The organism is Pseudomonas sp. JL23 (assembly GCF_056933585.1).
In genome coordinates, this window is record NZ_CM167795.1 from 3,934,190 (window position 1) to 3,959,774 (window position 25,585).

23 protein-coding genes and 1 pseudogene are annotated in these 25,585 nt (G+C 58.8%); 10 read left to right on the top strand and 14 right to left on the bottom strand.

The annotated features are described in order from the left end of the window. Positions 1-141 precede the first annotated feature (141 nt). The gene (locus AC1Z24_RS18235; RefSeq protein WP_259103110.1) at positions 142-504 is read left to right on the top strand and encodes a histone-like nucleoid-structuring protein, MvaT/MvaU family; all 363 of its coding nucleotides are present in this window, start codon (positions 142-144) and stop codon (positions 502-504) included. 519 nt (positions 505-1,023) lie between these two features. Here the strand turns inward: AC1Z24_RS18235 and AC1Z24_RS18240 are convergent. Next, positions 1,024-1,566 (bottom strand): DUF4946 domain-containing protein, encoded by a 543-nt coding sequence (locus AC1Z24_RS18240; protein ID WP_483742057.1) that lies wholly within the window; start codon positions 1,564-1,566, stop codon positions 1,024-1,026. 143 nt (positions 1,567-1,709) lie between these two features. Between AC1Z24_RS18240 and gloA the strand changes: the two genes are divergently transcribed. Further along, positions 1,710-2,231, top strand: a complete 522-nt coding sequence (gene gloA, locus AC1Z24_RS18245; RefSeq protein ID WP_483742058.1) for a lactoylglutathione lyase — start codon at positions 1,710-1,712, stop codon at positions 2,229-2,231. A 184-nt stretch (positions 2,232-2,415) separates the two neighbouring features. Here the strand turns inward: gloA and ahpF are convergent, their stop codons facing one another. From ahpF to AC1Z24_RS18260, 3 genes are all read right to left on the bottom strand, one after another. After that, positions 2,416-3,978 (bottom strand): alkyl hydroperoxide reductase subunit F, encoded by a 1,563-nt coding sequence (gene ahpF / locus AC1Z24_RS18250; RefSeq protein WP_483742059.1) that lies wholly within the window; start codon positions 3,976-3,978, stop codon positions 2,416-2,418. A 122-nt stretch (positions 3,979-4,100) separates the two neighbouring features. Continuing rightward, positions 4,101-4,664 carry an alkyl hydroperoxide reductase subunit C gene (gene ahpC, locus AC1Z24_RS18255; RefSeq protein WP_259103120.1) on the bottom strand — a complete coding sequence of 188 codons (564 nt, stop codon included), beginning with the start codon at positions 4,662-4,664 and terminating at the stop codon, positions 4,101-4,103. Between the two features lie 101 nt (positions 4,665-4,765). Then, positions 4,766-5,725 (bottom strand): site-specific integrase, encoded by a 960-nt coding sequence (locus tag AC1Z24_RS18260; protein WP_483742060.1) that lies wholly within the window; start codon positions 5,723-5,725, stop codon positions 4,766-4,768. A gap of 236 nt (positions 5,726-5,961) precedes the next feature. Here AC1Z24_RS18260 and AC1Z24_RS18265 point away from each other — a divergent pair, with 236 nt between their 5' ends. Next, the gene (locus AC1Z24_RS18265; protein WP_483742061.1) at positions 5,962-6,972 is read left to right on the top strand and encodes a DNA-binding protein; all 1,011 of its coding nucleotides are present in this window, start codon (positions 5,962-5,964) and stop codon (positions 6,970-6,972) included. Between the two features lie 208 nt (positions 6,973-7,180). On the opposite strand, the pseudogene AC1Z24_RS18270 reads toward AC1Z24_RS18265, so the two are convergent. The 4 genes and pseudogenes from AC1Z24_RS18270 to AC1Z24_RS18285 form a co-directional block, all read right to left on the bottom strand. Next, positions 7,181-8,836: pseudogene (locus AC1Z24_RS18270) on the bottom strand (hybrid sensor histidine kinase/response regulator); the annotation flags it as partial. A 135-nt stretch (positions 8,837-8,971) separates the two neighbouring features. Next, complete coding sequence (gorA, locus tag AC1Z24_RS18275) at positions 8,972-10,330, bottom strand: glutathione-disulfide reductase (protein WP_483742062.1); 1,359 nt, start codon at positions 10,328-10,330, stop codon at positions 8,972-8,974. A 123-nt stretch (positions 10,331-10,453) separates the two neighbouring features. Further along, on the bottom strand, positions 10,454-11,311 hold the full coding sequence (galU, locus tag AC1Z24_RS18280) for a UTP--glucose-1-phosphate uridylyltransferase GalU (RefSeq protein ID WP_483742063.1): 858 nt from the start codon (positions 11,309-11,311) through the stop codon (positions 10,454-10,456). A gap of 44 nt (positions 11,312-11,355) precedes the next feature. Then, on the bottom strand, positions 11,356-12,717 hold the full coding sequence (locus AC1Z24_RS18285) for a UDP-glucose dehydrogenase family protein (protein WP_483742064.1): 1,362 nt from the start codon (positions 12,715-12,717) through the stop codon (positions 11,356-11,358). 229 nt (positions 12,718-12,946) lie between these two features. Here AC1Z24_RS18285 and AC1Z24_RS18290 point away from each other — a divergent pair, with 229 nt between their 5' ends. Further along, the gene (locus AC1Z24_RS18290) at positions 12,947-13,228 is read left to right on the top strand and encodes a hypothetical protein (RefSeq protein ID WP_259103129.1); all 282 of its coding nucleotides are present in this window, start codon (positions 12,947-12,949) and stop codon (positions 13,226-13,228) included. 12 nt (positions 13,229-13,240) lie between these two features. On the opposite strand, the gene AC1Z24_RS18295 is transcribed toward AC1Z24_RS18290, so the two are convergent. Then, positions 13,241-13,591 (bottom strand): hypothetical protein, encoded by a 351-nt coding sequence (locus AC1Z24_RS18295; protein WP_483742065.1) that lies wholly within the window; start codon positions 13,589-13,591, stop codon positions 13,241-13,243. Positions 13,592-13,816: 225 nt separating this feature from the next. Between AC1Z24_RS18295 and AC1Z24_RS18300 the strand changes: the two genes are divergently transcribed. The 3 genes from AC1Z24_RS18300 (at position 13,817) to alkB (ending at position 15,102) form a co-directional block, all read left to right on the top strand. After that, positions 13,817-14,122, top strand: coding sequence for a DUF1883 domain-containing protein (locus AC1Z24_RS18300; protein ID WP_259103133.1), 306 nt, complete (start codon positions 13,817-13,819; stop codon positions 14,120-14,122). A 10-nt stretch (positions 14,123-14,132) separates the two neighbouring features. After that, positions 14,133-14,312: a hypothetical protein gene (locus AC1Z24_RS18305; protein ID WP_483742066.1), complete on the top strand. Its 180-nt coding sequence runs from the start codon at positions 14,133-14,135 to the stop codon at positions 14,310-14,312. Between the two features lie 112 nt (positions 14,313-14,424). Next, positions 14,425-15,102 carry a DNA oxidative demethylase AlkB gene (gene alkB / locus AC1Z24_RS18310; RefSeq protein WP_483742067.1) on the top strand — a complete coding sequence of 226 codons (678 nt, stop codon included), beginning with the start codon at positions 14,425-14,427 and terminating at the stop codon, positions 15,100-15,102. Between the two features lie 18 nt (positions 15,103-15,120). Here the strand turns inward: alkB and AC1Z24_RS18315 are convergent, their stop codons facing one another. The 4 genes from AC1Z24_RS18315 to gnd are packed head-to-tail and all read right to left on the bottom strand — an operon-like array spanning position 15,121 to position 20,288. Continuing rightward, a complete protein-coding gene (locus tag AC1Z24_RS18315; RefSeq protein WP_483742068.1) occupies positions 15,121-16,923 on the bottom strand; it encodes a glycoside hydrolase family 15 protein in 1,803 nt (600 codons plus the stop codon). 39 nt (positions 16,924-16,962) lie between these two features. Continuing rightward, positions 16,963-17,781 (bottom strand): HAD family hydrolase, encoded by an 819-nt coding sequence (locus AC1Z24_RS18320; protein ID WP_483742069.1) that lies wholly within the window; start codon positions 17,779-17,781, stop codon positions 16,963-16,965. Beyond that, positions 17,778-19,310, bottom strand: coding sequence for a glucose-6-phosphate dehydrogenase (gene zwf / locus AC1Z24_RS18325; protein WP_483742070.1), 1,533 nt, complete (start codon positions 19,308-19,310; stop codon positions 17,778-17,780). The genes AC1Z24_RS18320 and zwf overlap by 4 nt, the downstream gene beginning before the upstream one ends. Before the next feature lie 3 nt (positions 19,311-19,313). After that, positions 19,314-20,288, bottom strand: coding sequence for a phosphogluconate dehydrogenase (NAD(+)-dependent, decarboxylating) (gene gnd / locus AC1Z24_RS18330; RefSeq protein ID WP_483742071.1), 975 nt, complete (start codon positions 20,286-20,288; stop codon positions 19,314-19,316). A gap of 306 nt (positions 20,289-20,594) precedes the next feature. Here gnd and AC1Z24_RS18335 point away from each other — a divergent pair, with 306 nt between their 5' ends. Further along, positions 20,595-20,765: a DUF6026 family protein gene (locus AC1Z24_RS18335; RefSeq protein WP_259103147.1), complete on the top strand. Its 171-nt coding sequence runs from the start codon at positions 20,595-20,597 to the stop codon at positions 20,763-20,765. A gap of 251 nt (positions 20,766-21,016) precedes the next feature. Beyond that, a complete protein-coding gene (locus tag AC1Z24_RS18340; protein ID WP_483742072.1) occupies positions 21,017-22,762 on the top strand; it encodes a phosphoethanolamine transferase CptA in 1,746 nt (581 codons plus the stop codon). Between the two features lie 121 nt (positions 22,763-22,883). On the opposite strand, the gene AC1Z24_RS18345 is transcribed toward AC1Z24_RS18340, so the two are convergent. Further along, complete coding sequence (locus AC1Z24_RS18345; protein ID WP_483742073.1) at positions 22,884-23,375, bottom strand: GNAT family N-acetyltransferase; 492 nt, start codon at positions 23,373-23,375, stop codon at positions 22,884-22,886. Between the two features lie 615 nt (positions 23,376-23,990). Between AC1Z24_RS18345 and glgA the strand changes: the two genes are divergently transcribed. Further along, on the top strand, positions 23,991-25,577 hold the full coding sequence (glgA, locus tag AC1Z24_RS18350) for a glycogen synthase GlgA (protein ID WP_483742074.1): 1,587 nt from the start codon (positions 23,991-23,993) through the stop codon (positions 25,575-25,577). Positions 25,578-25,585 lie beyond the last annotated feature (8 nt).

Below are 25,585 nucleotides of genomic sequence, written 5' to 3' on the forward strand. Positions count from 1 at the left end.
TGGAAGTGACCCTTTAGTTTCAGTGACAGGTCAACGCGTATTGATACCCGGGTAGCGAACCAATGAGCGAATCGGCCGGAACTTCTAGTCTTATCGCTTTGCCAGGCTGGTCACAGCCACCCCATTGCCGGAGTATTTTATTTGTCCAGACTTGCCGAATTTCGAGCAGCAGAAAAAGCCCTTCAAGAGCAGCTGGCGCAGCTGGAGTCCTTGAAGAATGACGTCGGGCTGAAGAAGGAAATTGAATTCGAACAGAAACTCCAGGAGCTGATGAAGAGCTACGACAAGGGTCTGCGCGACATCATTGCTATCCTCGACCCGAATACCGCATCCATCAGCGCTGTAGCGCCAGGCCCGAAACGCCGCCGCGCACGCGTGGTCAAGGTCTATCAGAACCCGCATACCGGCGAGCTGATCGAGACCAAGGGCGGCAATCATCGCGGCCTGAAGTCGTGGAAAGAGCAATATGGCGTCGACACAGTAGATTCCTGGCTGCGTGCCTGATCCCGCGCTGCAATCTGAAAAGCCCTGTTGATTCAGGGCTTTTTATTGTCCGTCAAGACCCCCTCTGCGGATCATCAAATACGTTCAGCAAAGCGACAGCTATACAGCGTCGGCAACCGTATAATTTCGTTCATTTCCTGCAACTGCAAACAGAGTCCGCGATCACTCAGACAATTCTTACAACTAAAGTTATCTCTTTTACGCGCAAGCGCTAGAAAAATGACGTCAATAAAGTTCTATCGCACTGTTATTAGCAAGCGTTCTTGACAGAACAAAGACGTCTAACTCAAATCCGTAACTCCGCCGAAATAAATACCCGTCATTTCCAATTAGCTTGTAGGAATCTTCCTTTTAACGAGAGGAATTGGCCTAGACCAGCGTAATCCTTCACATTTTTTTCACATCGATTCTTACAGGATGAACGCAGCTAAAGGATTAGCACCCCATGCCCGCCTCGGCGGGCTTCTTTATGCCTGTCGTTTTTACCTGCCCTCCTGACGGCTACTGCCGAGCCTCCCGCTAAGGATCGACATTCAGACGCAAACCATCGCGAATACGCAGCACCTCTTCCTTATTGGCTTCGTAGCCCTGCGCGGAACCTGCGTAGGACAGTGACCAGGCCATTTCCCTGCTCGCTGCGGCAACCAGGGTCTGGGTCATGACATGGCCGCCGTTCTGGGTAATGGTGCAGGTGGTTTCCACCGAGGCAACACCACTGAGGGTGCCGGGCTTCACCTGGGTACAGACGCTCTGGAAGCCGCTGCGGACAAAATTGATCTGCACCGCCTTGCGCATCTCCAGCAGCACGCCCTGGACATTGACCTCATGGCCCGCCTGCAGGCGCGACTGGCTCAACTCTACGACCATTGCCGGATTACCGGCCTGATCCTTTTTCACTGCACGCTGTCTCATTTGCAGCGACGACTGCGCATCGGCCACAGGCAACGACTCCACTTCCCAGTCCGCCGGCCAGACAACCAGGGTGTCGGCGGCATTGACGGCTTCGGAGGCGAGCACAAGGCACAGAGCGAAGAATGAACGACGGTATTGCAGGCGAATCATGTGGGCGCTACCAGAACAAAGAGGCGGAAATTCTGAGCCCCTGCCCTGCCCACAGGCAAGGACTTATATCGATGTACAGGTTTGCACCACCCGCCTTGCGCCGTATCATTCGCCCATCTTTTCACCCCTCAACGGAGACATCCATGAGCCTGCATGAACTCAACACCTTCCCGGGCGTGACCGCTGAACCTGAAGCCGCCACCCGTCAGTTCGTGTTCAACCACACCATGCTGCGGGTCAAGGACGCCACCGCCTCCCTGGACTTCTACACACGCATCCTGGGCTTCAGCCTGGTGGAAAAGCGTGATTTCCCGGAAGCGGAATTCAGCCTGTATTTCCTCGCTCTGGTCGACAAGGCGCAAATCCCTGTCGATGATGCGGCCCGCACGCAATGGATGAAGTCGATTCCCGGCATCCTGGAATTGACCCACAACCACGGCACCGAAAACGATCCGGCGTTCAGCTACCACAATGGCAACACCGACCCACGCGGCTTCGGCCATATCTGCATCTCGGTGCCGGATGTGCAAAGCGCCTGTGCGCGCTTCGAAGCGCTGAACGTGCCCTTCCAGAAGCGCCTGAGCGATGGCCGCATGAAGAGCCTGGCCTTTATCAAGGACCCGGACGGCTACTGGGTAGAGATCATTCAGCCTGCACCGATGTAAACAGGGCGCCACCACCTGCGTTGAAATGAGGTCTGTGGGACCGGCTTCAGCCGGGAAAAGGCCGGTACAAGCGCTCCATGTCTTTGATGTACACATATGCCTTCCCGGCTAAAGCCGGTCCCACAGACACAAAAAAAACCCTGCCTGTGCAAACAGGCAGGGTTTTTTATGGTTGGCGAAGCGATCAGGACTCTATAGACGACCGGATCAGGTGGTCGAAAGCACTCAGCGAAGCCTTGGCACCTTCGCCCAGGGCGATGATGATCTGCTTGTACGGCACGGTGGTCACGTCACCGGCGCCAAACACGCCAGGAATCGAGGTTTCACCGCGGGCATCGACAATGATCTCGCCGCGTGGCGACAGCTCGATGGCGCCCTTGAGCCATTCGGTGTTCGGCAGCAGACCGATTTGCACGAAGATACCTTCCAGCGCGACATCAATCACTTCGTCGTTCAGGCGGTTCTTGTAGCGCAGACCGTTGACCTTCTGACCGTCGCCGGTGACTTCGGAAGTCTGGGCGTTGGTGATCACGGTGACGTTTGGCAGGCTGTTGAGCTTGCGCTGCAACACCGCGTCGGCACGCAACTGCACGTCGAACTCCAGCAGGGTCACATGGGAGACGATACCGGCCAGGTCGATGGCTGCTTCGACACCGGAGTTACCGCCACCAATCACCGCCACACGCTTGCCTTTGAACAGCGGGCCGTCACAGTGCGGGCAGTACGCCACGCCCTTGTTGCGGTATTGCTGCTCGCCCGGCACGTTCATTTCGCGCCAGCGGGCACCGGTGGCCAGAATCACAGTGCGGGACTTGAGGGTCGCGCCGTTGGCGAATTTCACGGTGTGCAGCTCGCCTTCCTTGCCGGGAATCAGCTGGGAAGCGCGTTGCAGGTTCATGATGTCAACTTCGTACTGCTTGACGTGTTCTTCCAGCGCCACGGCCAGTTTCGGCCCTTCTGTGTGCTGTACCGAGATGAAGTTCTCGATGGCCATGGTGTCCAGCACCTGGCCGCCAAAACGCTCGGCGGCAACGCCGGTATGGATGCCTTTACGGGCGGCATAGATAGCCGCTGCGGAACCGGCCGGGCCACCACCGATCACCAGCACGTCAAAGGCGGCCTTGGCGTTGAGCTTCTCGGCCTGACGATCACCGGCACTGGTGTCGATCTTGGCGAGGATTTCTTCCAGACCCATGCGGCCCTGGCCGAACAGTTCGCCGTTCAGGTAAATGCTCGGCACCGACATGATCTGGCGCTCGGTCACTTCTTCCTGGAACGCACCGCCTTCGATGGCGACGTGCTGCACATTAGGGTTGAGCACGGCCAGCAGGTTCAGCGCCTGGACCACGTCCGGGCAGTTCTGGCAGGTCAGGGAGAAATAGGTTTCAAATTTGAACTCACCGGTCAAGCCACGGGCCTGAGCGATGGTGTCTTCACTGGCCTTGGACGGGTAGCCGCCAACTTGCAGCAGCGCCAGTACCAGCGAGGTGAATTCGTGACCCATGGGCAGGCCGGCAAAGCGCAGGCTGATGTTTTCGCCTGGGCTATTCAGAGCAAACGATGGTTTACGCGCATCGTTGCCGTCGGTATTCAGGGTGATCTTGTTGGAACTGCTGACGATTTCGTTGAGCAGCTCGAGGGTTTCGCGAGATTTGGCGCCGTCATCAAGGGACGCGACGATCTCGATGGGGCGAGTAACCCGCTCCAGGTACGATTTCAACTGGGCTTTAAGATTGGCGTCCAACATGCTGCGGCTTCCTTTTACTGGAGTAGAAAAAACAACGCCCAGGCGATGACCGCCCGGGCGTTTTTTGGGGCGATGCGGTTTACGTGCTCAAGAGCTCAGCGCCCCTAGCCGATTCAAACGACTCAGATCTTGCCAACCAGGTCCAGGGACGGAGCCAGAGTGGCCTCGCCTTCCTGCCATTTGGCTGGGCAAACTTCGCCTGGGTGAGCAGCGACGTACTGAGCAGCCTTGATTTTGCGCAGCAGCTCGGAAGCGTCACGGCCAACACCACCGTCGTTCAGCTCAACGATTTTGATCTGGCCTTCTGGGTTGATCACGAAAGTACCGCGGTCAGCCAGACCTGCTTCCTCGATCAGCACGTCGAAGTTGCGGGAGATGGTCAGGGTTGGGTCACCGATCATGGTGTACTGGATTTTGCCGATGGCTGGCGAAGTGTTGTGCCAGGCAGCGTGGGCAAAGTGGGTGTCGGTCGACACGCTGTAGATTTCAACGCCCAGCTTCTGGAATGCGTCGTAGTTGTCAGCCAGGTCTTCCAGTTCAGTCGGGCAAACGAAGGTGAAGTCGGCTGGGTAGAAGAACACCACGGACCACTTGCCTTTCAGGTCGGCATCCGAAACGTCGACAAAAGCGCCATTTTTGAAGGCAGTCGCTTTGAACGGTTTTACTTGGCTGTTGATGATAGGCATCGGTGAATCTCCTGATGGGTTGTGAATTCGATGGAGTGAAGCTTACGCACAATCGTTGGCAAGGGCTCATTGGCAAACCTGATGCCGCCGATTGGTTTTCACTATAAGAGATGTTTATTAATAGATGAAATCTTCATATCCGCTGCGGGCGCTGCCAGACCGGTGAAGGGCGTGGCCTCGATGTAGCGTAAAGCCGATTTCATGTCCTTCCAGCCGACATAGCTCATCAGCGACTTGAGATCCCAGCCGTTACGTTGGGCCCAGGTCGCAAAGCCTCGCCGTAGCGAGTGGCTGGTGTACCGCTCGGCGGCAATACCGGCACGCTCGAGCATCTGACGCAACATGGGGATGATGCTGCTGGCATGCAACCCCTCCTCGCCCAGATTGCCCCAGCGGTCGACGCTGCGAAACACCGGGCCATGGCTCAAGCCCGCGCAATCGACCCAGTCGATATAGGCCTGCACCGGGCAAAGCCGTTGCAAGGCCGGTGCCTGATAAGTGCGGCCCAGGTTGCCGCGATCGCTCTTGCTGCGCGGCAAGTACAACTCAATACCCATGCCCGCCCGCGCCTGGACGTGCTCGACCTGCACGCGGCACAGCTCATCACTGCGAAAGCCGCGCCAGAACCCCAGCAGGACCAGCGCTGCATCGCGGCGACAGCGCAATAGCGTGCCGCGATCCTGACAGGCAATAGCGCGCGCAGCCTCCTGCTCCAGCCAGCCGATCAACTGCTCAAGATCCTGCAACTGCAAGGGCTCGGCCTGTTTTTCCCGGGCCGGGTGCAACGCACGAATCCCCTTGAGTACCTGGCGCACCAACGGCGCCTTGGTTGGATCGGCAAAGCCCTGGCTGCTGTGCCATTGCGCCAATGCCGACAGGCGCAGCTTCAGGGTGTTGACCGACAGGGTCGGCGCATAGGCTGCCAGATAGCGCGCCACCGAATCCGCCGTGGCGGGCAGGAAACCGCCCCAGGTGACTTCGAAGTGCTCGATTGCCGCCCGATAGCTGCGCCGCGTGTTGTCGCGGGTGGCCGCGTCGAGATAGCGGTCCAGTTCGCTCATGGAAGAATCCAAGGTGTTTATGAGACCTGTGGGAGCGAGGCTTGCCCGCGAACGGGATGTGACAGTCACACCGATTTCGCGGGCAAGCCTCGCTCCCACAGACCAGAATAATTCATGACACGGGATAATACGCCAATATCCCGTTTGTTATTCAACGAATAAAAGCTTAGATTTAGACGATATCGTAGTATGTACTTACATAGTACGTACCACAGTACGAAATCGTAGGAGCAAACATGGCACGGGGCGGCGTAAACAAGGCGGTGGTGCACAAAGCACGGCAGGCGCTACTGGCCCGTGGCGAGCATCCAAGCATTGATGCAGTACGTATCGAAATGGGTAATACCGGCTCGAAAACCACGATTCATCGCTACCTGAAGGAGCTGGACAGCGATCATCCAGGGCACGACAGTCCGCAAATCAGCGTTGATGATGAGCTGTTGCAACTGGTCAGCCATCTCAGCCAGCGCATCCAGGAACAGGGGCAGGCACGCATAGATGAAGCCCTGGCCAGGCTGGAAGCGCGCGAACGCTTGATGCGCGAGGCCGTAGCCCAGGCCGAACGTCAGCTGGAGGAATTGGCGACGCAGCACAATCGCCAGACCACGGAATTGCAACAGCAAGGCAGCGACCTCCTCGTCACCCGTGACGCCTTGCATGCCCAACAGACCGAGAATGCTCGCCTGAACCAGGCCTGCCAGGATCTGGATACACGCCTGCAAGACCGGGACGCACAGATTCGCTCCCTGGAAGAAAAGCACCTGCATGCCCGCGATGCTCTGGAGCACTACCGCAGCGCGGTCAAAGAACAGCGCGAACAGGAGCAACGCCGCCATGAAGGCCAGGTGCAGCAACTGCAGATGGAGCTGCGCCAGGCACAGCAAAGCGCATCGGTACGCCAGGATGAAATCACCCAGCTCAATCGCGACAATGAAAGGCTATTGATCGAAGCTCGAAACACCCGGCGCGAGCACGACGAGCTGGGGGATCAGTTACAGAAGTCCGAGATCAGGATTGGTCAGCTCAGCGAACGCAGCCAGCAGGCCCATCAACAGTGCGCTTTGATGGAGGTGCGCCTGAATACCAGCCAGCGGGAAAATGATCAGTTGGGTCAGCAACTTAATGAGCAACGCCAACAGAATCGCCTGCTGGAGCTGTTATTGGCCAAGGCTGAAGTGACCATGGAGAATTTGCGGGCGAGTCAGGTGGCGCCTGAAGAGGTGACGTCACCGAAAGATCCGGATTGAAACTGGACTCGGAGGATATCTCGCCTCGTCCTCAACACCGCGCTGCCGCGCAACAAACACGGCCTGTAGGAGCGGCCGAAGGCTGCGAATGGGTCTATCTGGTACACCGCTATCGCAGCCTTCGGCAGCTCCTACAGAAGCTTCACTCCGCGCTGGCCCTTTCGCAACCAAGCTTGCTCCCACAAGTCGCCTCAACGGTGCATGCCCATCAGCCCTCTTCAATCATCTGACGCACCCGCTGCGCCAGCTCTTCGACGGTAAACGGCTTGGTCAGCATATCCATGCCCGGCTCGAGGAAATCCCCGCGAACCTGGGCATTGCGCGCATACCCGGTCATGAACAGAACCCGCAGACCAGGTCGGTGCTGCCGGGCGATTTCCGCCAGCTGTCGACCATTGAGCCCCGGCAGGCCGACATCACTGACTAGCAGGTCGATACGCTCGCCACTTTGCAGGAGCGGCAACGCGCTTTTGCTGTCGGCTGCCTCCAGTGTCGAATAGCCCAGCTCACGCAACACATCCACCACCAGCATGCGTACGGCGGCTTCATCCTCCACCACCAATACCCGCTCACCCTGAATGGCCCGAGGCGGGTTTAGCAGATCGACAGCCTCCACCGCCCCTTGCCCGGCGTCGAGATGGCGCGGCAGGTACAGATGAATTTGCGTGCCCTGGTTTTCAACGCTATCCAACTGCACATGGCCGCCGCTTTGGTTAATAAAGCCGTAGACCATCGACAAGCCCAACCCGGTGCCCTGGCCAATCGGCTTGGTGGTGAAAAACGGATCGAACACCTGCCCGATCACATCCGCCGAGATCCCGCTGCCGGTGTCTTCCACGCTGAGCTGGATGTACTGCCCCGCCGGCAAACCATCCTGAGCCACGGCAATCGAGGCCAAACGACTGCGAATCGACAGGCGCCCGCCACCGGGCATGGCATCCCGGGCATTAATGACCAGATTCAACAAGGCATTTTCCAGCTGATGCTCATCGGTATGGGTCATCGGCAGTTGTGCCGCAAGGTCAATCTTCAGCTCGATGCTTTCACCAATGGTCCGGCGCACCAACTCCTCCATGGACACCACCATGCGGTTGACGTCCACCGGACAGGCATTGAGCGACTGGCGCCGGGCAAACGCCAGCAGGCGGTGGGTCAGGGCCGCCGCGCGGTTGGCCGAGGTTACGGCAGCATTGATATAGCGATCAATCTCGCCCACCCGCCCCGCCGCCACCCGGCGCTGGATCAGATCCAGGGCACCGAGCACGCCGGTCAGCATATTGTTGAAGTCGTGGGCAATGCCACCAGTCAACTGACCGATGGCATCCATTTTCTGCGCATGACGCAGCGCCTCTTCGGCCTGCGCCCGCTCGGCCATCTCGACTTGCAGCAGACGATTGATATCGGCCAGCTCACGGGTGCGTTCGGCAACCCGCAATTCCAGGCTTTCGTTGAGCTCGCGCAGGGCCTCTTCGGCATTGACCTGAGCGGTGATATCCGTGTGCGTGCCGAGCCAGTGGGTGATATGGCCCTGCTCATCACGAATCGGCAAGGCCCGAGACAGAAACCAACAGAAGCGCCCGTCCTTGCTGCGCAGTGGAAAGGTGTCTTCCCAGATAGAGCCAGTAGCGAAGCAATGCCGCAACCGCGCCATGACCCGTTCGCCATGCTCGGGATGATGCACCGCGCCCCAGCCCAGAGCCTGCATGGACTCCATAGTCGCGCCGGTATAGTCATACCAGCGGCCGTTGTACCAATGGATATGCCCGGCGGGATCAGCCGTCCAGGCCAACTGACTCATGTTGTCGGCCAGCGTACGGAACTGTCGCTCGCTCTCCCACAGGGCATCGATCTGACGCATAGGTTCCAAATCTTCACGCTCAACGGGGTGCAATGGCATGACTGCCGAGGTATTAGCGCTTTTCACGGTGGGTCCGTCCTGTCAATCCAGACAACCCGGGTTTCATCCTGAATCCCGGGCAACAGCAATTACGGTGAAGTCCTAGCGAGCCACGGGGCTGCGCATGGTGACGAATTCCTCGGCAGCCGTCGGATGGACGCCAATGGTGTCGTCGAAAATGCGCTTGGTCGCGCCAGCCTTCAGCGCGATGGCCAGGCTCTGGACGATCTCGCCGGCATCTGGCCCGACCATATGGCAACCCAGCACCACATCGGTCTTGGCATCTACTACCAGCTTCATCAGGGTGCGTTCCTGATTGTCGGTGAGGCTGAGTTTCATCGGTCGGAAACGGCTTTCGAAAATCTGCACCTCATGCCCGGCCTTGACCGCCTCTTCCTCGGTCAACCCGACAGTGCCGATATTCGGCAAGCTGAACACCGCAGTGGGAATGTGCCGATAATCGACCGGACGATACTGCTCCGGCTTGAACAGGCGACGGGCAATGGCCATGCCCTCGGCAAGGGCCACCGGCGTCAGCTGTACACCACCAATGACATCACCCAGAGCCAGGATCGATGGCTCGCTGGTCTGGTAGTGCTCATCAACGGCGATGGAGCCATCCTTGTTCAACTTGATGTCGACGGTTTCCAGGCCGAGGTTATCGAGCATCGGCCGGCGACCGGTGGCGTAAAACACCGAGTCGGTTTCCAGCGTGCTGCCATCCTTGAGGGTGACGAGCAGGCTGCCATCTGCCTGTTTGTCGATGCGCTCGACATCGCTATTGAAGCGGATGTCCAGACCATGCTTGACCAGCTCTTCGTGTAGATGCTTGCGCACGCTGCCGTCAAAACCACGCAGGAACAGCTCGCCGCGATACAGCTGGGTAACGTGCGCGCCCAGGCCGTTGAAGATCGAGGCAAACTCTACGGCGATATAACCGCCGCCGACGACCACTATGCGCTTGGGCAGCTGCGGCAGGAAAAACGCCTCATTGGAGGTGATCGCGTGTTCGCTACCGGGGAATTGCGGCACCTGCGGCCAGCCGCCGGTGGCAATGAGGATATGTTCGGCGCTGTAGGCCTGACCATTGACCTCGACCTTATTCGGCCCCAGCAGGCGGCCATGGCCTTCGAGCAAGGTCACGCCGCTATTGACCAGCAGATTGCGGTAAATGCCGTTGAGTCGCTCGATTTCCTGGTTTTTGTTGGCAATCAGAGTGCCCCAGTCAAACTCGGCCTCCCCTGGCGTCCAGCCGAAACTCTTGGCCTGCTCGAACTCTTCAGCGAAGTGTGCGCCGTAGACCAGCAGTTTTTTGGGCACGCAACCGACGTTGACGCAGGTCCCGCCCAGGTAACGGCTTTCGACTACCGCAACGCGAGCACCAAAGCCCGCAGCAAAACGCGCAGCACGAACGCCCCCGGAACCGGCACCGATAACAAACAAGTCAAAGTCGTAGGCCATTTCTGTCTCCCTAATCAGACGGCTAGCATAACCGTGTAAGACAGAAACGACAAAGCCACCCGAAAGTGGCTTTGCCCTACAACACTATTAATCAGCCGTTAAACATCACGACTAAAATCGTGCTTATTCAAGACCTGCGATGTGATTCACCTTACCGGTCTTGTAGATGTTCTCGAAGCAGAAATTGGTTGCCTCGATGTAGCCTTCAGCACCACCGCAGTCGAAACGCTGGCCCTTGAACTTGTAAGCCAGCACGTTGCCTTCGGCAGCCTGCTTCATCAGGGCGTCGGTGATCTGAATTTCGCCGCCTTTGCCTGGCTCGGTCTGCTCGATTTTCTCGAAGATATCCGGGGTCAGGATGTAACGGCCGATGATCGCCAGGTTCGACGGTGCATCTTCCGGCTTTGGCTTCTCGACCATGTCGGTCACGCGGAACAGGCCCGGCTTGATTTCTTCACCGGCAATGACGCCGTACTTGTTGGTTTCCTGCGGATCGACTTCTTGGATAGCAACAATCGAGCAGCCGTAGTGCTTGTGCAGCTTGACCATCTGCGCCAGCACGCCGTCGCCTTCCAGATTGACGCACAGGTCGTCAGCCAGGACTACGGCGAAAGCTTCGTTGCCGATCAGTGGGCGGCCGCTGAGGATTGCGTGGCCCAAGCCTTTCATTTCAGTCTGACGCGTATAAGCGAAAGAGCACTCGTCGATCAGTTTACGGATACCGACCAGGTACTTCTCTTTATCAGTGCCCTTGATCTGGTGTTCCAGCTCGTAGCTGATATCGAAATGGTCTTCCAGTGCACGCTTGCCACGACCCGTCACGATGGAGATTTCAGTCAGTCCAGCAGCAAGGGCTTCTTCCACACCGTATTGGATCAGTGGCTTGTTGACCACCGGCAGCATTTCCTTGGGCATGGCTTTGGTCGCTGGCAAAAAGCGAGTGCCGTAACCGGCTGCAGGGAACAAGCATTTCTTGATCATAAAAGTCCTTGATAAGGGCTGTGGGTGTTAGCGGCGCAGTCTAATCACGCAGCGGTCACCTTACAATGGCCCGCTACTGGCCGTCCGATGCCATGGTAGAGGAATCCCAGGCCAGATAGTTCAACGCAATCGTAGATATTGCGACCGTCGAACAGTACGGGCATTCGCATCACCCCCCTTACGCGGGTGAAATCAGGCTGGCGAAACTGCTTCCACTCGGTCAACAGAACGACCGCGTCTGCGCCCTCGGCGCAGCTGTACAACGACTCGCTCAAGCGTAGCTGACCGCTTTCGATTGCGTGGGAATAATACTCGGCCACCGCAGACATCGCTGCCGGATCTGTAGCCTGAATCCTTGCGCCGGCCGCCAACAGGGCGTCAATAAGTACCAGGCTCGGCGCTTCACGCAGATCATCGGTGCCCGGCTTGAACGACAGCCCCCAGAGCGCGACCACTCGCCCCTGTAGATAACCGCCAAAGTGCTGGACCAGGGCCTCGAACAACAGCGTCTTCTGTTTCGCATTGCGCGCCTGCACTGCGCGCAGAATTTGCGGATCGAAGCCTTGCTGTTCGGCGGTGTTGATCAGCGCCCGCACATCCTTGGGAAAACACGAACCGCCGTAACCGCAACCGGCATAGATAAAGTGCGTGCCGATACGCTTGTCGGCACCGATGGCGTGGCGTACCTGTTCGATATCCACATCCAGGTGGGCGCACAACCCGGCCATTTCGTTGATGAAGGAAATCTTCGTGGCCAGAAAGGCATTGGCCGCGTATTTGCTGAACTCCGCCGCACGCACGCCCATGACCATGGCGCGCTCACGGTTGCGCAGGAACGGGCTATACAGGCGATGCAGCAGCTCGGCCGATTCATCATCCGGGCAGCCGAGAACGATGCGGTCCGGACGCATGAAATCCTCGATAGCGGAGCCTTCCTTGAGAAATTCGGGGTTGCTGGCAACCTTGACCCGGCCCAGGACATCACGCCGGGCCAAGTGCCGATTGATTCGCTCCTGCACCTGCTCGGCGGTGCCGACCGGGACCGTCGACTTGTCCACCACCACGCACGACCGGTCCAGGCATTGTCCCAGTTCGTCGGCCACGTTGAGCACATGGGACAGATCAGCCGAGCCATCTTCATTGCTCGGCGTACCCACCGCGATGAAGACTACCTCGGCACGCCCGACACCCTGAGCCAACCGATCGGTAAAGCTGAGCTGTCCACTGGCCAATTGCGCCTTGATGATCGCTTCCAGGCCAGGTTCGTAGATCGGGCATTCACCCCGGCGTAGCGCGGCGACACGCCGTGCATCGCGCTCCACGCAGACAACACGGTTGCCCATTTCGGCAAAACACGCCGCCGTGACCAGTCCTACATACCCAGCACCGATTACGCAAATTTGCATGGTGGAACTCCCACATAATTTGTGGCAATTCCACAGCACTGCAATTGCAGACAGATGACGTCCGGGCGACAGCATGATGACAACAGCCTTATCATGCCGCGCCGCCGCTCAATTCAGTTTGATTCGGTGAGAAATGTGCAGAAAATGCCGGAACGATGGCATACCGCCACAGTCGAAGTCTTTCAGTTGCACAGGCGTTCTTCACCCCTCCACATACGCGAAAAAAATCATGATCAGATTGTTATGCATTGCAGCAATATTGGGCCTGGTCGGCTGCGCGACCGCCTCCAACACCACATTGAAAAACGGCCGCCAGGGCCTGAGCATCGACTGCTCCGGCGAAGCCATGTCCTGGGCCAGTTGCTATCAAAAAGCCAGTGACTCTTGCGCGGGCACCGGCTATGAAATTGTCGGCACCGACGGCACCCCGCAACCCAAGGAAAGCGACAAGACCCTGGGCGTGGACGTCGGCAACTACAAAGGCCGCAGCGTTACCGTAGTCTGCAAGTAACGCCTTCAGTCATCAGCCGGAAATACAGGCGGTCGCGGCCCGCTGCACATCCTTGGGTCGCAGCGGCATATTGGACAGGCGCTCATAAACCTTGATCGAGCTGCCGCTGGAACGGTTTTCAATATTGAGGATAGCCGCAGGGTCAGCGCTGAACTTCTGCGCCACGATGATCTGCAGGCCCTCGTGATGCGCCTCGACCAGAGGCGGCTTGCGGCTATCGGCGATCTTGCCCAGGAAGCAGTCTGCATACTCACGCGGGCTTTTGCCCGACATCACGCTCATGGTCGCTGGTGTGTGCTCGATGTCCTCAACAGTGGCGCAACCGGTCATCGCCAAGGCCAGGATTACAACGGCCAGTTTCATACAATCCCTCCAGATAAAAGTAATACGCCTGCTGCGGTTTCGGCGGCCGCAGCAAAAATTGCGGCAGGCCGTACGACAAGCAGGGGCGCGATTAGATCCCGATCCAGACACATTTAGCGAGAAAGTCTGCAAGAAAACTGCAATCGACCATAAATACCGGGACGCTGCGTGCTATCGTTTCGGTTTTTTGCAAAAGCGCGCCAAAAGCGCGTCCCCGGAGTCCCCATGAAATTCGTCCACCAGCGCGAGCACCTCAACGAAGACGATCTGGTCGTCATCGAGTGCTCCCAGCTCTGCAATATCCGTCTGATGAACGACGCCAACTTCCGCAGCTTCAAGAATGGCGGTCGTCACACTTACCACGGCGGCGCATTCGACAAGTTTCCGGCCAAGATTACCGTGCCCAGCACCGGCTTCTGGAACATTACCCTGGATACCACAGGGCGCAAGACCGACAGCAACGGTGGGCGCAAAACCGCCTTTACCCACTCGATCAAGATCGTGCGTCGCTCGACGTCGCGCCTGAGCTGAAGGAGTTTCCATGAGCCAGCCTACCCCAACGACCAAATACGCGGTCAGCTATAAGCTGAACGGTGAGCGCCGCTTCGAGTTTGCCCAGTTGCAATCAAACTCGGTCGACGAAGCCAGGGCCGCCCTGGAAAAAATGCACGGTGCCAGCGACGACCACATCACCGACGTCAAGGTCAGCAAGGCGCTGTAAGCCATGCGCTTTATTTGTGGGACCGGCTTCAGCCGGGAAGACGATATGAATGCCGAGAAAAATGTTTCGGTCATACCTGCCCTTTCCCGGCTAAAGCCGGTCCCACATTAAGATGCGACACGAGACCGAAACTCCCGCCACCCTCGACCTGTTCGCCGACGATCAACCCCAACTCACCGGCACCGAACGGATCGGCCCGCAATCCGTCATTCTGCGCGGCTTTGCCCTGCCCCTGAGCGAAAGCCTGCTGCCCGCCTTGCGTACGGTCGTACGGCAAGCACCACTCCGCCATCTGGTCACCCCCGGCGGCTTTACCATGTCGGCAGCCATGACCTGTTGCGGCAGTGTCGGCTGGACCTCGTCACGCCAAGGCTATCGCTACAGCCCCCAGGACCCGCAAACCGGTTCACCCTGGCCGCAGATTCCCGAAGAACTCATGACCCTGGCCCAAGCTGCCGCTGAAGCGGGCGGCTTTCCCGGTTTCGTTCCCGACGCCTGCCTGATCAACCGCTATGTGCCGGGGGCGAAGATGTCCCTGCATCAGGACAAGGACGAAGCCGACCACGGTTGGCCGGTTGTCTCCATTTCCCTGGGAATTGCTGCGATCTTCGAATTCGGCGGTTTCGAGCGCAGCGACAGACCGCAACGGCTGCCGCTGTTTCATGGTGATGTGGTGGTCTGGGGCGGGGTTGACCGGCTGCGCTTTCACGGTGTGCAGCCGATCAAACAGGCCAGTCATCCGCTGCTGGGGGAGCAGCGGATTAACCTGACTTTGCGCAAGGCCCTCTGACCCATGCAATTTGAGTCGCTAGGCCTCGCTCCGACTCTTGGCCGGGCACTCGACCCGGTGCAGGTTCAACGCGGTATTGATAATGCCGATATGACTGAACGCCTGGGGGAAGTTGCCCAGCATGCGCTGGCTTTGCGAGTCGTACTGTTCGGACAGCAGGCCGACATCGTTGCACAGCCCGCACAGCCGATCGAACAGCTCCCGCGCCTCGGCCTCGCGTCCCAGCAACACGTAGACATCGGCCAGCCAGAACGAACAGACCAGGAAGGTGCCCTCATGACCCGAGACGCCGTCGTCACTGCGCTCACTGTCATAGCGCAGCAACAGGCCATTCTGCATCAGGCTGCGCTCGATATGCGCCACGGTGCCGATCACCCGCGGATCCTTGGCAGGCAGGAAGCCGGTCAGGGCGATTTGCAACAGGCTGGCGTCCAGTTCCTTGCCGCCGTAGGTCTGCACGAAGCTGCCCATTTGCGCATCGAAGCCGTGCGCGCAGACATCGGCATGAATCTGATCGGCCACGCCACGGTAATGCCGGGCCAGTTCACGCTCTTCTGCGGTCTTCGCAGACTGCTCGATCAGGCTGGCATTGCGGTCAAACGCCACCCAGGCCATGACTTTGGAATGGGTAAAATGCCGGGGCTCGGAGCGAATCTCCCAGATACCCTGGTCCGGTTTATGCCACACCTCCTCAAGGAACGGCATGATCACCTTGGAAATCGCCACACTGCGCGGCGGTCGTGGCAGACCGCCCTTGACCGCCTGGGTCATGGCATCCGCCACTTCGCCATAGACATCCAGTTGCATCTGGGTCGCCGCGCCATTGCCGATGCGCACCGGGCCTGAGCCTTCATAGCCCTTGAGCCAGGGCAGCTCAAGCTCCGGCAGGCGCCGCTCGCCGCCCAGGCCATACATGATCTGGATCTGCTCCGGATTACCCGCCACCGAGCGCATCAACCAGGCGCGCCAGGCATTGGCTTCCTCAAAATAGCCGAGGTTCATGAAGGCCAGCAGGGTCATGGTCGCATCCCGCAGCCAGCAAAACCGGTAATCCCAGTTGCGCTCACCGCCGATCTGCTCGGGCAGGGATGTGGTCACCGCCGCAACGATCCCGCCTGTGGGCTGGTAGGTCATGGCCTTGAGGGTGATCAGCGAGCGCTTGACCTGTTCGGTCCATGGCCCGACATCGGGGCAGCGATTAGAGAACTCCAGCCAAAAGGCTTCGGCTTCCTTGAGTACGCCTTCACCATCCAATGCCTCGGCAATCGGCTCGTTGGAGGGCTGATGACTGAGGGTAAAGACCCGCCGCTGGCCGCTTTCGACGCGAAAATGGCTGGTCGTATGATGGTCCATGGCCTCGAGCTCCGATGGCGTACGCAACACCAGCATCTCCGGCCCGGCCACCGCCGTGAGGGTATGGGGGTCGTGCTTTTCCACCCAGGGCACGGAGCTGCCGTAATCGAAGCGGATAGTCAGGTCCATGGCGAACTTCACCTCGCCTTCCAGACCCTCGACGATGCGCACTACATGGTTGCCGGCACCCATAGGCATGAACTCGATCAGGCGGGCACGGCCGGTGTCAGTCTCGAATTGCGTCTGCAGGATCAGGGTGCCGTCCAGATAGCGCCGCTGGACATGCCGAACCTCCTGACTGGGGGCAATCTTCCAGCGACCATTATCGGTTTCGCCGAGCAAGGCAGCAAAACAGGCCGGCGAATCGAAACGCGGGAAACACAACCAGTCCAGCGAACCATCCCGCGCCACCAGGGCAGCGGTCTTGCAATTGCCCAACAGGGCATAGTCTTCAATCAGTGCAGCCATAAAACCTTGTCCACCCGAGGTCATGCAGCGCAATGCCACTCAATGCGGCAGGATGTATTGCTCGATTGCCATGGCTACGCCGTCCTGCAGATTGCTGCCGGTGACATGGTCAGCCTGGCTGCGTACGCCCTCCTCGGCCTGGCCCATGGCAATGGAAAGACCGGCGCGGCGGAACATGGCGACGTCGTTGCCGCCATCACCAATAGCGGCCGTCTGCGCCAGCGGCACGCCCAGCAGCTCGGCCAGTGAGGCCAACGCGGTGCCCTTATTGGCATCCAGGGCGGTGACATCCAGATAGTAATCCTGGGAGCGCGCGGCATGGGCCGAGCCCTCGATCAACGGATTAAGCTCGACCTCAAGGCGCTTGAGCAACTCGAAGTCCTTGCTGGCGGCGACAATCTTGTCAGCCCGGTCCAGATAAGGCTCGAAGCTCTCGACCAGCACCGGGCCGTAACCCAGGGTGTGCTGCTCATGGGCGACATAATCGCCCTCGGGGTCGAGCAGATACCATTGATCATCGGCAAACAGCCAGGTCGAGACTGGATGCCGGGCAAACAACTCGAGCGTGGTACGAGCCGCCGCCGGATCGATGCGATGGGCCAGCAACAGGCTGCCGTCGGGATTGATCAGGTTGCCGCCATTGAAGGCCACCGTCGGCAAGGCAATGCCCAGGGCCTCTATCTGTTGACGCATGGCCCTCGGCGGGCGACTGCTGGCCAGGGTGAAATGAATGCCTGCCGCACGCAAACGGGCAATGGCGTCGACATTGGCCTGGCTCAGGCTGTGATCGGGGCGCAACAGCGTGCCATCGATATCGGAGAGCAGGAAACGGATGAGGGGTTGCGTCGAATCGCTCATCCGATGCTGTGCCATTCGCGGCCGTCTCGGGAAAGCAACTCATCGGCTGCTTCGGGGCCATCCTCACCCGCCTTGTACAGCTCGACATGGGGATGCGCGGCCCAGGCATCGAGGAACGGTTGCACGGCGCGCCAACCGTTTTCGATATTGTCGGCGCGCTGGAACAGGGTCTGATCGCCGGTCATGCAGTCATAGATCAGCGTTTCGTAACCGGTCGAAGGCTGCATTTCAAAGAAGTCCTTGTAGGCAAAGCCCAGTTCGATGTTCTGCAATTCCAGGGTCGGCCCCGGGCGCTTGGCCTGCAGGTCAAAGGACATGCCTTCGTTGGGCTGGATCTGGATGCGCAGGTAGTTGGGCTTGAGCCGCTCGATATCGGTGTCGCGGAACTGCGCGTAGGGCGCGTGCTTGAAGCAGATGGCGATTTCGGTGTCACGCACGCTCATGCGCTTGCCGGTGCGCAGGTAGAAAGGCACGCCGACCCAGCGCCAGTTATCGATCATCACCTTGATAGCCGCAAAGGTCTCGGTATTGCTGGCGGGATCGACGCGATCCTCCTCGCGATAGCCCGGCACGGCCTTGTCGCCCTTGCCGCCGGCGGCGTATTGACCACGCACCGAGTTGGCCAGGGCCTCTTTGTCGCTCCAGGGCCGGATCGCGCCGACGACCTTGGCTTTTTCCCCGCGTACGGCATCAGCGCCGAACGCCGCAGGAGGCTCCATGGCTACCATGGCCAGAAGCTGGAATAAGTGATTGGGCACCATGTCACGCAGGGCGCCCGTGGTTTCGTAAAAGCTGCCACGGGTTTCGACGCCGACGGTTTCCGCCGCCGTAATCTGTACGTGGTCGATGTAATGGTTGTTCCAGAAAGATTCGAACAGACCGTTGGAGAAACGGCTGACCAGAATGTTCTGCACCGTTTCCTTGCCCAGATAGTGATCGATCCGGTAAATCTGTTTCTCGTTCATGACCTTGAGCAGACAGGCGTTCAACGCCTGGGCGCTGGCCAGGTCAGAGCCGAAAGGTTTTTCGATGACGACTCGCCGGAAGTACTCATCGCCCTCTTCCAGCAAGCCGCTTTTACCCAGGCGGGTGGCGACTTCACTGAAGAAGCGCGCCGCCGTGGCCAGGTAAAACACCGCGTTGTCGGTGCCGTTGCTCTTGATTCGGGCAGCGATGTCGCTGTACGTCGAATCGTCGAGAAAATCACCCTGTATGTAGCTGATGCGTCCGGCCAGATCGGCCCAGATCTTCGGATCCAGGACTTCGGCGCCTTCACTGCCTTTCTTTGCCGCCTCCTGGCGGATGAAATCCTCCAGTTTCTTGGCAAAATCGGCGTCGCTGATCGCATTGTGATCGACGCCGACGATATGCAGCCCCTTGTCCACCAGACCATCGCGGGTCAGGTTGTACAGTGCCGGCATCAACAGTCGCTTGACCAGATCGCCATGGGCACCGAACAGAAACAAGGTCGTCGGTGGAGCTACTTCAGGTGTCTTCTTGCGGGATTCGTGCGTACGCGACAGCCCCATCGTTTATTTCCCTTCTTTATGACCACCAAAACCGAAGCGCATGGCGGACAGCAATTTGTCGCCATACGTACTTTGTTGACGCGAGCGGAAACGGGCAAACAGTGCGCTGGACAGCACCGGAACCGGCACGGCCTGCTCCATGGCGGCTTCGATCGTCCAGCGACCTTCGCCGCTGTCAGCCACGGCGCCGGAATAGGCATCCAGTTTCGGATCGGTTGCCAGGGCGTCGGCGGTCAGGTCCAGCAGCCAGGACGAAACCACGCTGCCACGACGCCAGACTTCAGCGATATCGGCCATGTTCAGGTCGAAACGCTGTTCCGGCGGCAGGTTTTCCGAGTTTTTCTGCTTGAGAATGTCGAAGCCTTCAGCAAAGGCCTGCATCATTCCGTATTCGATGCCGTTATGGATCATCTTGACGAAGTGACCCGACCCGGCGGGACCTGCATGGATATAACCGCGCTCGGCACGATCATCCGTAGAGTTGCGGTCCTTGGTACGCGGCACGTCGCCAATACCCGGAGCCAGGGTGGCGAACAGCGGGTCAAGGCGTTCGACCACCGAAGCATCGCCACCGATCATCATGCAGAAACCGCGCTCCAGGCCCCAGACGCCGCCGGAAGTGCCGACGTCGACATAGTGCAGGCCTTTCTCTTCGAGGGCCTTGGCCCTACGTACGTCGTCCTTATAGAAGGTGTTGCCGCCGTCGATGATCACATCGCCAGCTTCGAGCAATTGGCCGAGGGTCTCGATAGTGTCCTCGGTAGGCGCACCGGCGGGCAGCATGACCCAGATGGCACGGGGCTTTTCCAGGGCGGCGACCATGCCTGGCAGGTCGTTCACGGCGGTAGAGCCTTCACCGGCCAGGGTCTTGCGCGAGACTTCGTCGCGGTCATAGACCACAGTCGTATGGCCATCGAGCATCAAACGCCGTGCAATGTTGCCGCCCATGCGGCCCAGTCCAATAATCCCGAGTTGCATGTAGAGGTGCTCCTTGATTCATGAAAAGAAGTGCCTCTCTTTATAGCCCGGCACGCTCGATTCCGATGCGTGAAGGGTTAGTCCGGAGAGATTGGGTATCGGTTCCCTGAAAAGGGAATGCTAGACAGAAGCGTGCCTGATAATGCGTATTTTCGCGATCAGGAACGGTTCGTGACAATTAAAAATAAAAAAGTTCCATTCCAGCCCGAAAGAAATCAGAATCAGCGCCGATAGAGAGACACGCAACGACAATTTGTCAGGGCGCCAGGTCTTTCAGGTTGAATCCCGCCATTTGCGAGGTGAGCAATGGGCACAGTACTACCAGCAATCGCACCACAAACCCTGTATGTCACAGTCCGTCGCGACGAGCTGCGCAAGCTCAAGGAAGAACGCGAACAACTGCAGAACAAGGTCGCGCATCTGACACTGATGCTGCAACAGGCCCAGTTGAGCAACACTGCCGCCCTGAACGCCTGATCCTTCTTCTCTTCGCGCCCTCCCCGCGGCAAGCCCGATCGGCGGCTTGCCCCTCGTAACGCCCTCGCAAAACTCCAACGTCTTTTGTTGTCCGACTGGACATCTATTGTAACGCTCCCGACAGCACTTGGCCGCAGCGACTTCACCTCTGTGACACTTTTTTCACAACGCGATAGCAATACTGCAGCTTCTTTGTCACCTCGTCCGTGAGGATGGCGTGCGCAAGCGACTGAAATAGGCTGGAGTGCTTGATGTCTACAGTGAAACGGGGCGCTACGACCTCGAAAGGTTTTGATTGGGCCGGCGTGGCCTGGCTGTTCGTATTCTTCTGGTACTTCTCCGGTATCACCCAACTGCTGATTGTCTCCACCGGCACCTCCGGCTTCTCGGGCTTTCGCCAGGCCTTTGTGATGAGCGGCATCTGGCTGGCGCCGATGCTGCTGTTCCCGAACAAGACCCGTGCCATGGCAGCAGTCATCGGTGTCGTGCTGTGGGCGTGCTCCATGGCCAGCCTGGGTTACTTTTTCATCTATCAGCAGGAGTTCTCGCAAAGCGTCATCTTCATCATGTTCGAGTCGAACATCTCTGAAGCGGGCGAGTACATGACCCAGTATTTCGCCTGGTGGATCGTCCTGGCGTTCATTGCCCATACCCTGTTCTCGGTGTTTCTGTGGACCCGCCTGCGCCCGGTGTACATGCCCAAGGGCCGAGCGCTGGCAGTCTCGGCGGTACTGCTGGTCGGCATCATTGGCTATCCGCTGGCCAAACAGCTGGCCCGACATGATGACACCGCCGGCGGCATCGAAGCGTTCGAAAGCCGCATCGAACCGGCCGTACCATGGCAGATGCTGGTGGCCTACCACCGCTATACCCAGCAGTTGGACAACATGCAGGACATGCTGTCGAGCAGCAGCAAGGTCGCGCCGCTGAAAAACCTCAAGGAACAACAGCCCGATGCTCCCAAGACCCTGGTTCTGGTCATCGGCGAATCCACCAACCGCCAGCGCATGCATCTATATGGGTATCCACGGCAGACCACGCCGAACCTGGACCAGCTCAAGGACCAGTTGCAGGTCTTCACCAACGTGATCACCCCGCGCCCCTACACAATCGAGGCGCTGCAACAGGTCCTGACCTTTGCTGACGAAGAGAACCCGGACCTGTACCTGAAGACACCGTCCATTGTCGGCGTGATGAAACAGGCGGGCTACAAGACGTTCTGGATCACCAACCAGCAGACCATGACCAAGCGCAACACCATGCTGACAACGTTCTCGGAACAGGCGGATGAACAGACCTATCTGAACAACAACCGCAACCAGAACGCCCGCCAGTATGACGGTGACGCCATCGAGCCGTTTGCCAAGGCGCTGAACGATCCAGCCCCGCGCAAACTCATCGTGGTCCACCTGCTCGGAACCCACATGAGCTACCAGTACCGCTATCCGCCGACTTTCGAGCAGTTTACCGACCGCAAGGGCGTGCCTGACGGCATCAGCGACAGCCAGCTGGAGCTATACAACAGCTACGACAACGCGGTGCTGTACAACGACTTCGTCGTGTCCAGCCTGATAAAGGAATACACCAAGGCCGACCCCAACGGCTTCCTGCTGTACCTGTCCGACCACGGCGAAGATGTCTATGACTCGCCGGGCCACAAGGTCCTGGGCCGTAACGAAGCTGCGCCGACCGTGCCGATGTATACCGTGCCATTCATGGTCTATGCCTCGCCGAAGTGGCAGCAGACCCATAACTGGGACTTCAGCAGTATCAAGAGCCGCCCGTACACCAGCTCCCAACTGATCCATACCTGGGCACAACTGGCCGGCCTGAGCTTCGACGAACTGGACCCGACCCGCAGCCTGGTCAGCCTGGACTTCAAGGAACGCCCGCGCCTGATCGGCGATCCGTATACGAAGAATCTGCGCGACTTCACTCAGATCCAGTCGACCCAGCCTGCGCCTGTCGCGCCTACGCCTGAAGTCGCGAAGAAATAGCATCGATGAATGTGGGACCGGCTTCAGCCGGGAAGGCGATATTCAAGGCAGTGAATATCTATCGGCTGTTCGGGCCTCTTCCCGGCTGAAGCCGGTCCCACAGACTGCAGTGTGGCGCTCCTCAGAGCGCCTTCTGCCAGAACATCGCATCGCCCATCTCCGGGTCCAGCGCATAACCGGCAAAGCCCATCTTGCGATAAGCCCCCTGGGCCGCCGTGTTGCCTTGCAACACTTCCAGGGTCAACTTGCAGCACCCGCGCTGACGAGCGATTTCCTCGACCTTGGCCAGCATCTTCTGGCTGATGCCCTTGCCCCGCCACTGCGCGATCACCGCCACGTCATGAATATTGACCAGCGGACGACAGGCGAACGTGGAGAAGCCCTCGAAGCAGTTGATCAGACCGACCGGCTGGCCCGCCACAAACGCCAGTACGCTGAAAGCATGGGGCCGCTTGGCCAATTCACCGGCCAGTTGCTGCAGCGTGTCGGCAGGCAGTGACTTACCCCCGCCCATGACATCCTCTGCGTAGTGATTGAGCACAAAACCAATGGCATCGGCATGCACCGGGTTGCTGTAGCTCGCCTGTAATACCAGCACCTCTGGGGCTTCCATTTACAACCTCATTCTCAACATTCAATACAGATGGGCCTGACTGGATCGTGCTTGCCGTGCCAGCCCTGCGGACGTCGATTCTATCGTGCCGCGCGCCAAAATGTTCCGAGCAGATCGTAGGAAATGTCTCTAACTGCGCAATGATCGTGCTTCGACTGCACCGCGAAGCAGCGCACAAGGTGATCAAGCAGATTCGGTGGCTGAAATCGGGCAGCGATATAGCGCTTTTGCGCTCTGCCTGGGCGCATTGTCAAACAATCCGACGACCGGTCATCCGGCCCTTTCGGTCCTGTTTCGGCGCCCCAAAAAGGCGCAAAGGCGTGATTGCAGGCCTGGGCATTCTGCGGTTTTAGCCCTACAGACAAGCCGCCAATCCTTATGCCAGACATTTCCGAGAAAAAAAGTCGAAACTTCTGAATATGCCCCCGGTCAGCTAGTTAGAGCGCCTATGCTAATGGCTGGGCCTTGGTATTGGCGCCTTTTACCCCTGCACTGTCATCACACATACATTAAATGGGTATTGATCTTGCGTAGGGCTTTTGTGCCGGGCCACAGGAAGTGGCCACATAAGAACTCAATGTGCTGCACCGACACTGAATCAAATGGGAGAAATCGATGATAAGCGCCGCTGTCAAAACCCAACAGGGAGAGAGTTTTAATCAGCCGGCCAGCGAGCTGACTCATCTGCCGGTCTTCGCAACGACAAGCGTTCCACTGCTGCAACTGCCTGCTTCACAGCCAACGATTTCGCAGATCAACAGGCGCAAAATCCTGTTCGTAACCTCCGAGTTGGCTGACCTGGTGAAAACCGGGGGCCTGGGCGATGTATCTGCTGCTCTGCCGCGAGCCATGCGTCACCTGCACGACGTCCGTGTGCTGATCCCCGGCTACCCGCAAGTCCTCAATAGTGGCAACCCTATCCATGTGATCAGTGAACTGGGTGGTCATGCCGCACTGCCGCCGTGCAAGATCGGCCGCATGGACATGAAGGACGGCCTGGTCATCTATGTATTGATCTGCCCGGAACTGTACGAACGCGAAGGCACGCCCTACGGCGATAACCACGGCCGTGACTGGGCCGACAACCATATTCGCTTTGCCCGCCTGGGCCTGGCCGCCGCCGATTTCGCCGCCGGTGCCGTCAAGACCCAATGGTGTCCTGAACTGGTTCACGCCCATGACTGGCCGGCTGGCCTGGCGCCCGCCTACATGCGCTGGCGCGGCCAGTCCACGCCGAGCATCTTCACCATCCATAACCTGGCTTACCAGGGCACCGTCAGCACTCATTCGAGCCGCGAGCTGGGGATTCCCGACGAAGCCCTGAGCAGCGAAGGCATGGAATTCTACGGCAAGCTGTCCTTTATCAAGGCCGGCATGGCGTATGCGAGCCATATCACCACGGTCAGCGCCACCTACGCCAAGGAAATCGCCACGCCGGACTTCGGTTGCGGCCTGGAAGGCTTCCTGCAGAGCAAGGCACAGAAAGGCCTGCTCAGCGGTATTCCCAATGGCATCGATTCGAGCTGGGATGCGGCCACCGACGAACACCTGATCTGCCGTTTTGCGCCCAATGAATGGCAGCGCAAGGAAATCAACGCCGATCATGTGCGCGAGCTGTTCGAACTGGAACCGTCCAGCGGCCCGCTGTTTGCCGTGGTGTCGCGCTTGGTCTATCAAAAAGGCCTGGACCTGACCATCGGCGTCGCCGAGTACATCGTCAGCCAGGGTGGCCAGATTGCCGTGATCGGCCGTGGTGAACCGGAAGAAGAGGACGCCATGCGCGAGCTGGCGGCCCGCTATCCAGGAAAGATCGGCGTGCGTGTCGGCTTCAACGAGACCGATGCCCGGCGCATGTTTGCTGGCAGCGATTTCCTGCTGATGCCATCGCGCTATGAGCCCTGCGGCCTGAGCCAGATGTATGCCCAGCGCTTCGGTTCGCTGCCGGTGGCACGCAATACCGGCGGGCTGGCCGACACCATCGAGGATGGCGTCACCGGTTTCCTGTTCAATGAATCCAGCGTGGAAAGCTACACCGAAGCCCTGAGCCGCGCGTTCAAGGTCTTCGCCAACCCTGCCCTGCTCAACGCCATGCGCTGCCGGGCAATGGCTGCACCCTTCAACTGGCATCAAGCGGTCGAACCCTATGCCGAGCTGTATCAGGATCTGTTGAAGAAAAACGCAGGTGTGACACTACATTACTGAAATAAGGG

Coding starts and splice junctions, on each gene's coding strand:
- AC1Z24_RS18240 (WP_483742057.1), bottom strand. CDS start 1,566: ATGATTCGCCTGCAATACCGTCGTTCATTCTTCGCTCTGTGCCTTGTG.
- gloA (WP_483742058.1), top strand. CDS start 1,710: ATGAGCCTGCATGAACTCAACACCTTCCCGGGCGTGACCGCTGAACCT.
- ahpF (WP_483742059.1), bottom strand. CDS start 3,978: ATGTTGGACGCCAATCTTAAAGCCCAGTTGAAATCGTACCTGGAGCGG.
- ahpC (WP_259103120.1), bottom strand. CDS start 4,664: ATGCCTATCATCAACAGCCAAGTAAAACCGTTCAAAGCGACTGCCTTC.
- AC1Z24_RS18260 (WP_483742060.1), bottom strand. CDS start 5,725: ATGAGCGAACTGGACCGCTATCTCGACGCGGCCACCCGCGACAACACG.
- AC1Z24_RS18265 (WP_483742061.1), top strand. CDS start 5,962: ATGGCACGGGGCGGCGTAAACAAGGCGGTGGTGCACAAAGCACGGCAG.
- gorA (WP_483742062.1), bottom strand. CDS start 10,330: ATGGCCTACGACTTTGACTTGTTTGTTATCGGTGCCGGTTCCGGGGGC.
- galU (WP_483742063.1), bottom strand. CDS start 11,311: ATGATCAAGAAATGCTTGTTCCCTGCAGCCGGTTACGGCACTCGCTTT.
- AC1Z24_RS18285 (WP_483742064.1), bottom strand. CDS start 12,717: ATGCAAATTTGCGTAATCGGTGCTGGGTATGTAGGACTGGTCACGGCG.
- AC1Z24_RS18290 (WP_259103129.1), top strand. CDS start 12,947: ATGATCAGATTGTTATGCATTGCAGCAATATTGGGCCTGGTCGGCTGC.
- AC1Z24_RS18295 (WP_483742065.1), bottom strand. CDS start 13,591: ATGAAACTGGCCGTTGTAATCCTGGCCTTGGCGATGACCGGTTGCGCC.
- AC1Z24_RS18300 (WP_259103133.1), top strand. CDS start 13,817: ATGAAATTCGTCCACCAGCGCGAGCACCTCAACGAAGACGATCTGGTC.
- AC1Z24_RS18305 (WP_483742066.1), top strand. CDS start 14,133: ATGAGCCAGCCTACCCCAACGACCAAATACGCGGTCAGCTATAAGCTG.
- alkB (WP_483742067.1), top strand. CDS start 14,425: ATGCGACACGAGACCGAAACTCCCGCCACCCTCGACCTGTTCGCCGAC.
- AC1Z24_RS18315 (WP_483742068.1), bottom strand. CDS start 16,923: ATGGCTGCACTGATTGAAGACTATGCCCTGTTGGGCAATTGCAAGACC.
- AC1Z24_RS18320 (WP_483742069.1), bottom strand. CDS start 17,781: ATGAGCGATTCGACGCAACCCCTCATCCGTTTCCTGCTCTCCGATATC.
- zwf (WP_483742070.1), bottom strand. CDS start 19,310: ATGGGGCTGTCGCGTACGCACGAATCCCGCAAGAAGACACCTGAAGTA.
- gnd (WP_483742071.1), bottom strand. CDS start 20,288: ATGCAACTCGGGATTATTGGACTGGGCCGCATGGGCGGCAACATTGCA.
- AC1Z24_RS18335 (WP_259103147.1), top strand. CDS start 20,595: ATGGGCACAGTACTACCAGCAATCGCACCACAAACCCTGTATGTCACA.
- AC1Z24_RS18340 (WP_483742072.1), top strand. CDS start 21,017: ATGTCTACAGTGAAACGGGGCGCTACGACCTCGAAAGGTTTTGATTGG.
- AC1Z24_RS18345 (WP_483742073.1), bottom strand. CDS start 23,375: ATGGAAGCCCCAGAGGTGCTGGTATTACAGGCGAGCTACAGCAACCCG.
- glgA (WP_483742074.1), top strand. CDS start 23,991: ATGATAAGCGCCGCTGTCAAAACCCAACAGGGAGAGAGTTTTAATCAG.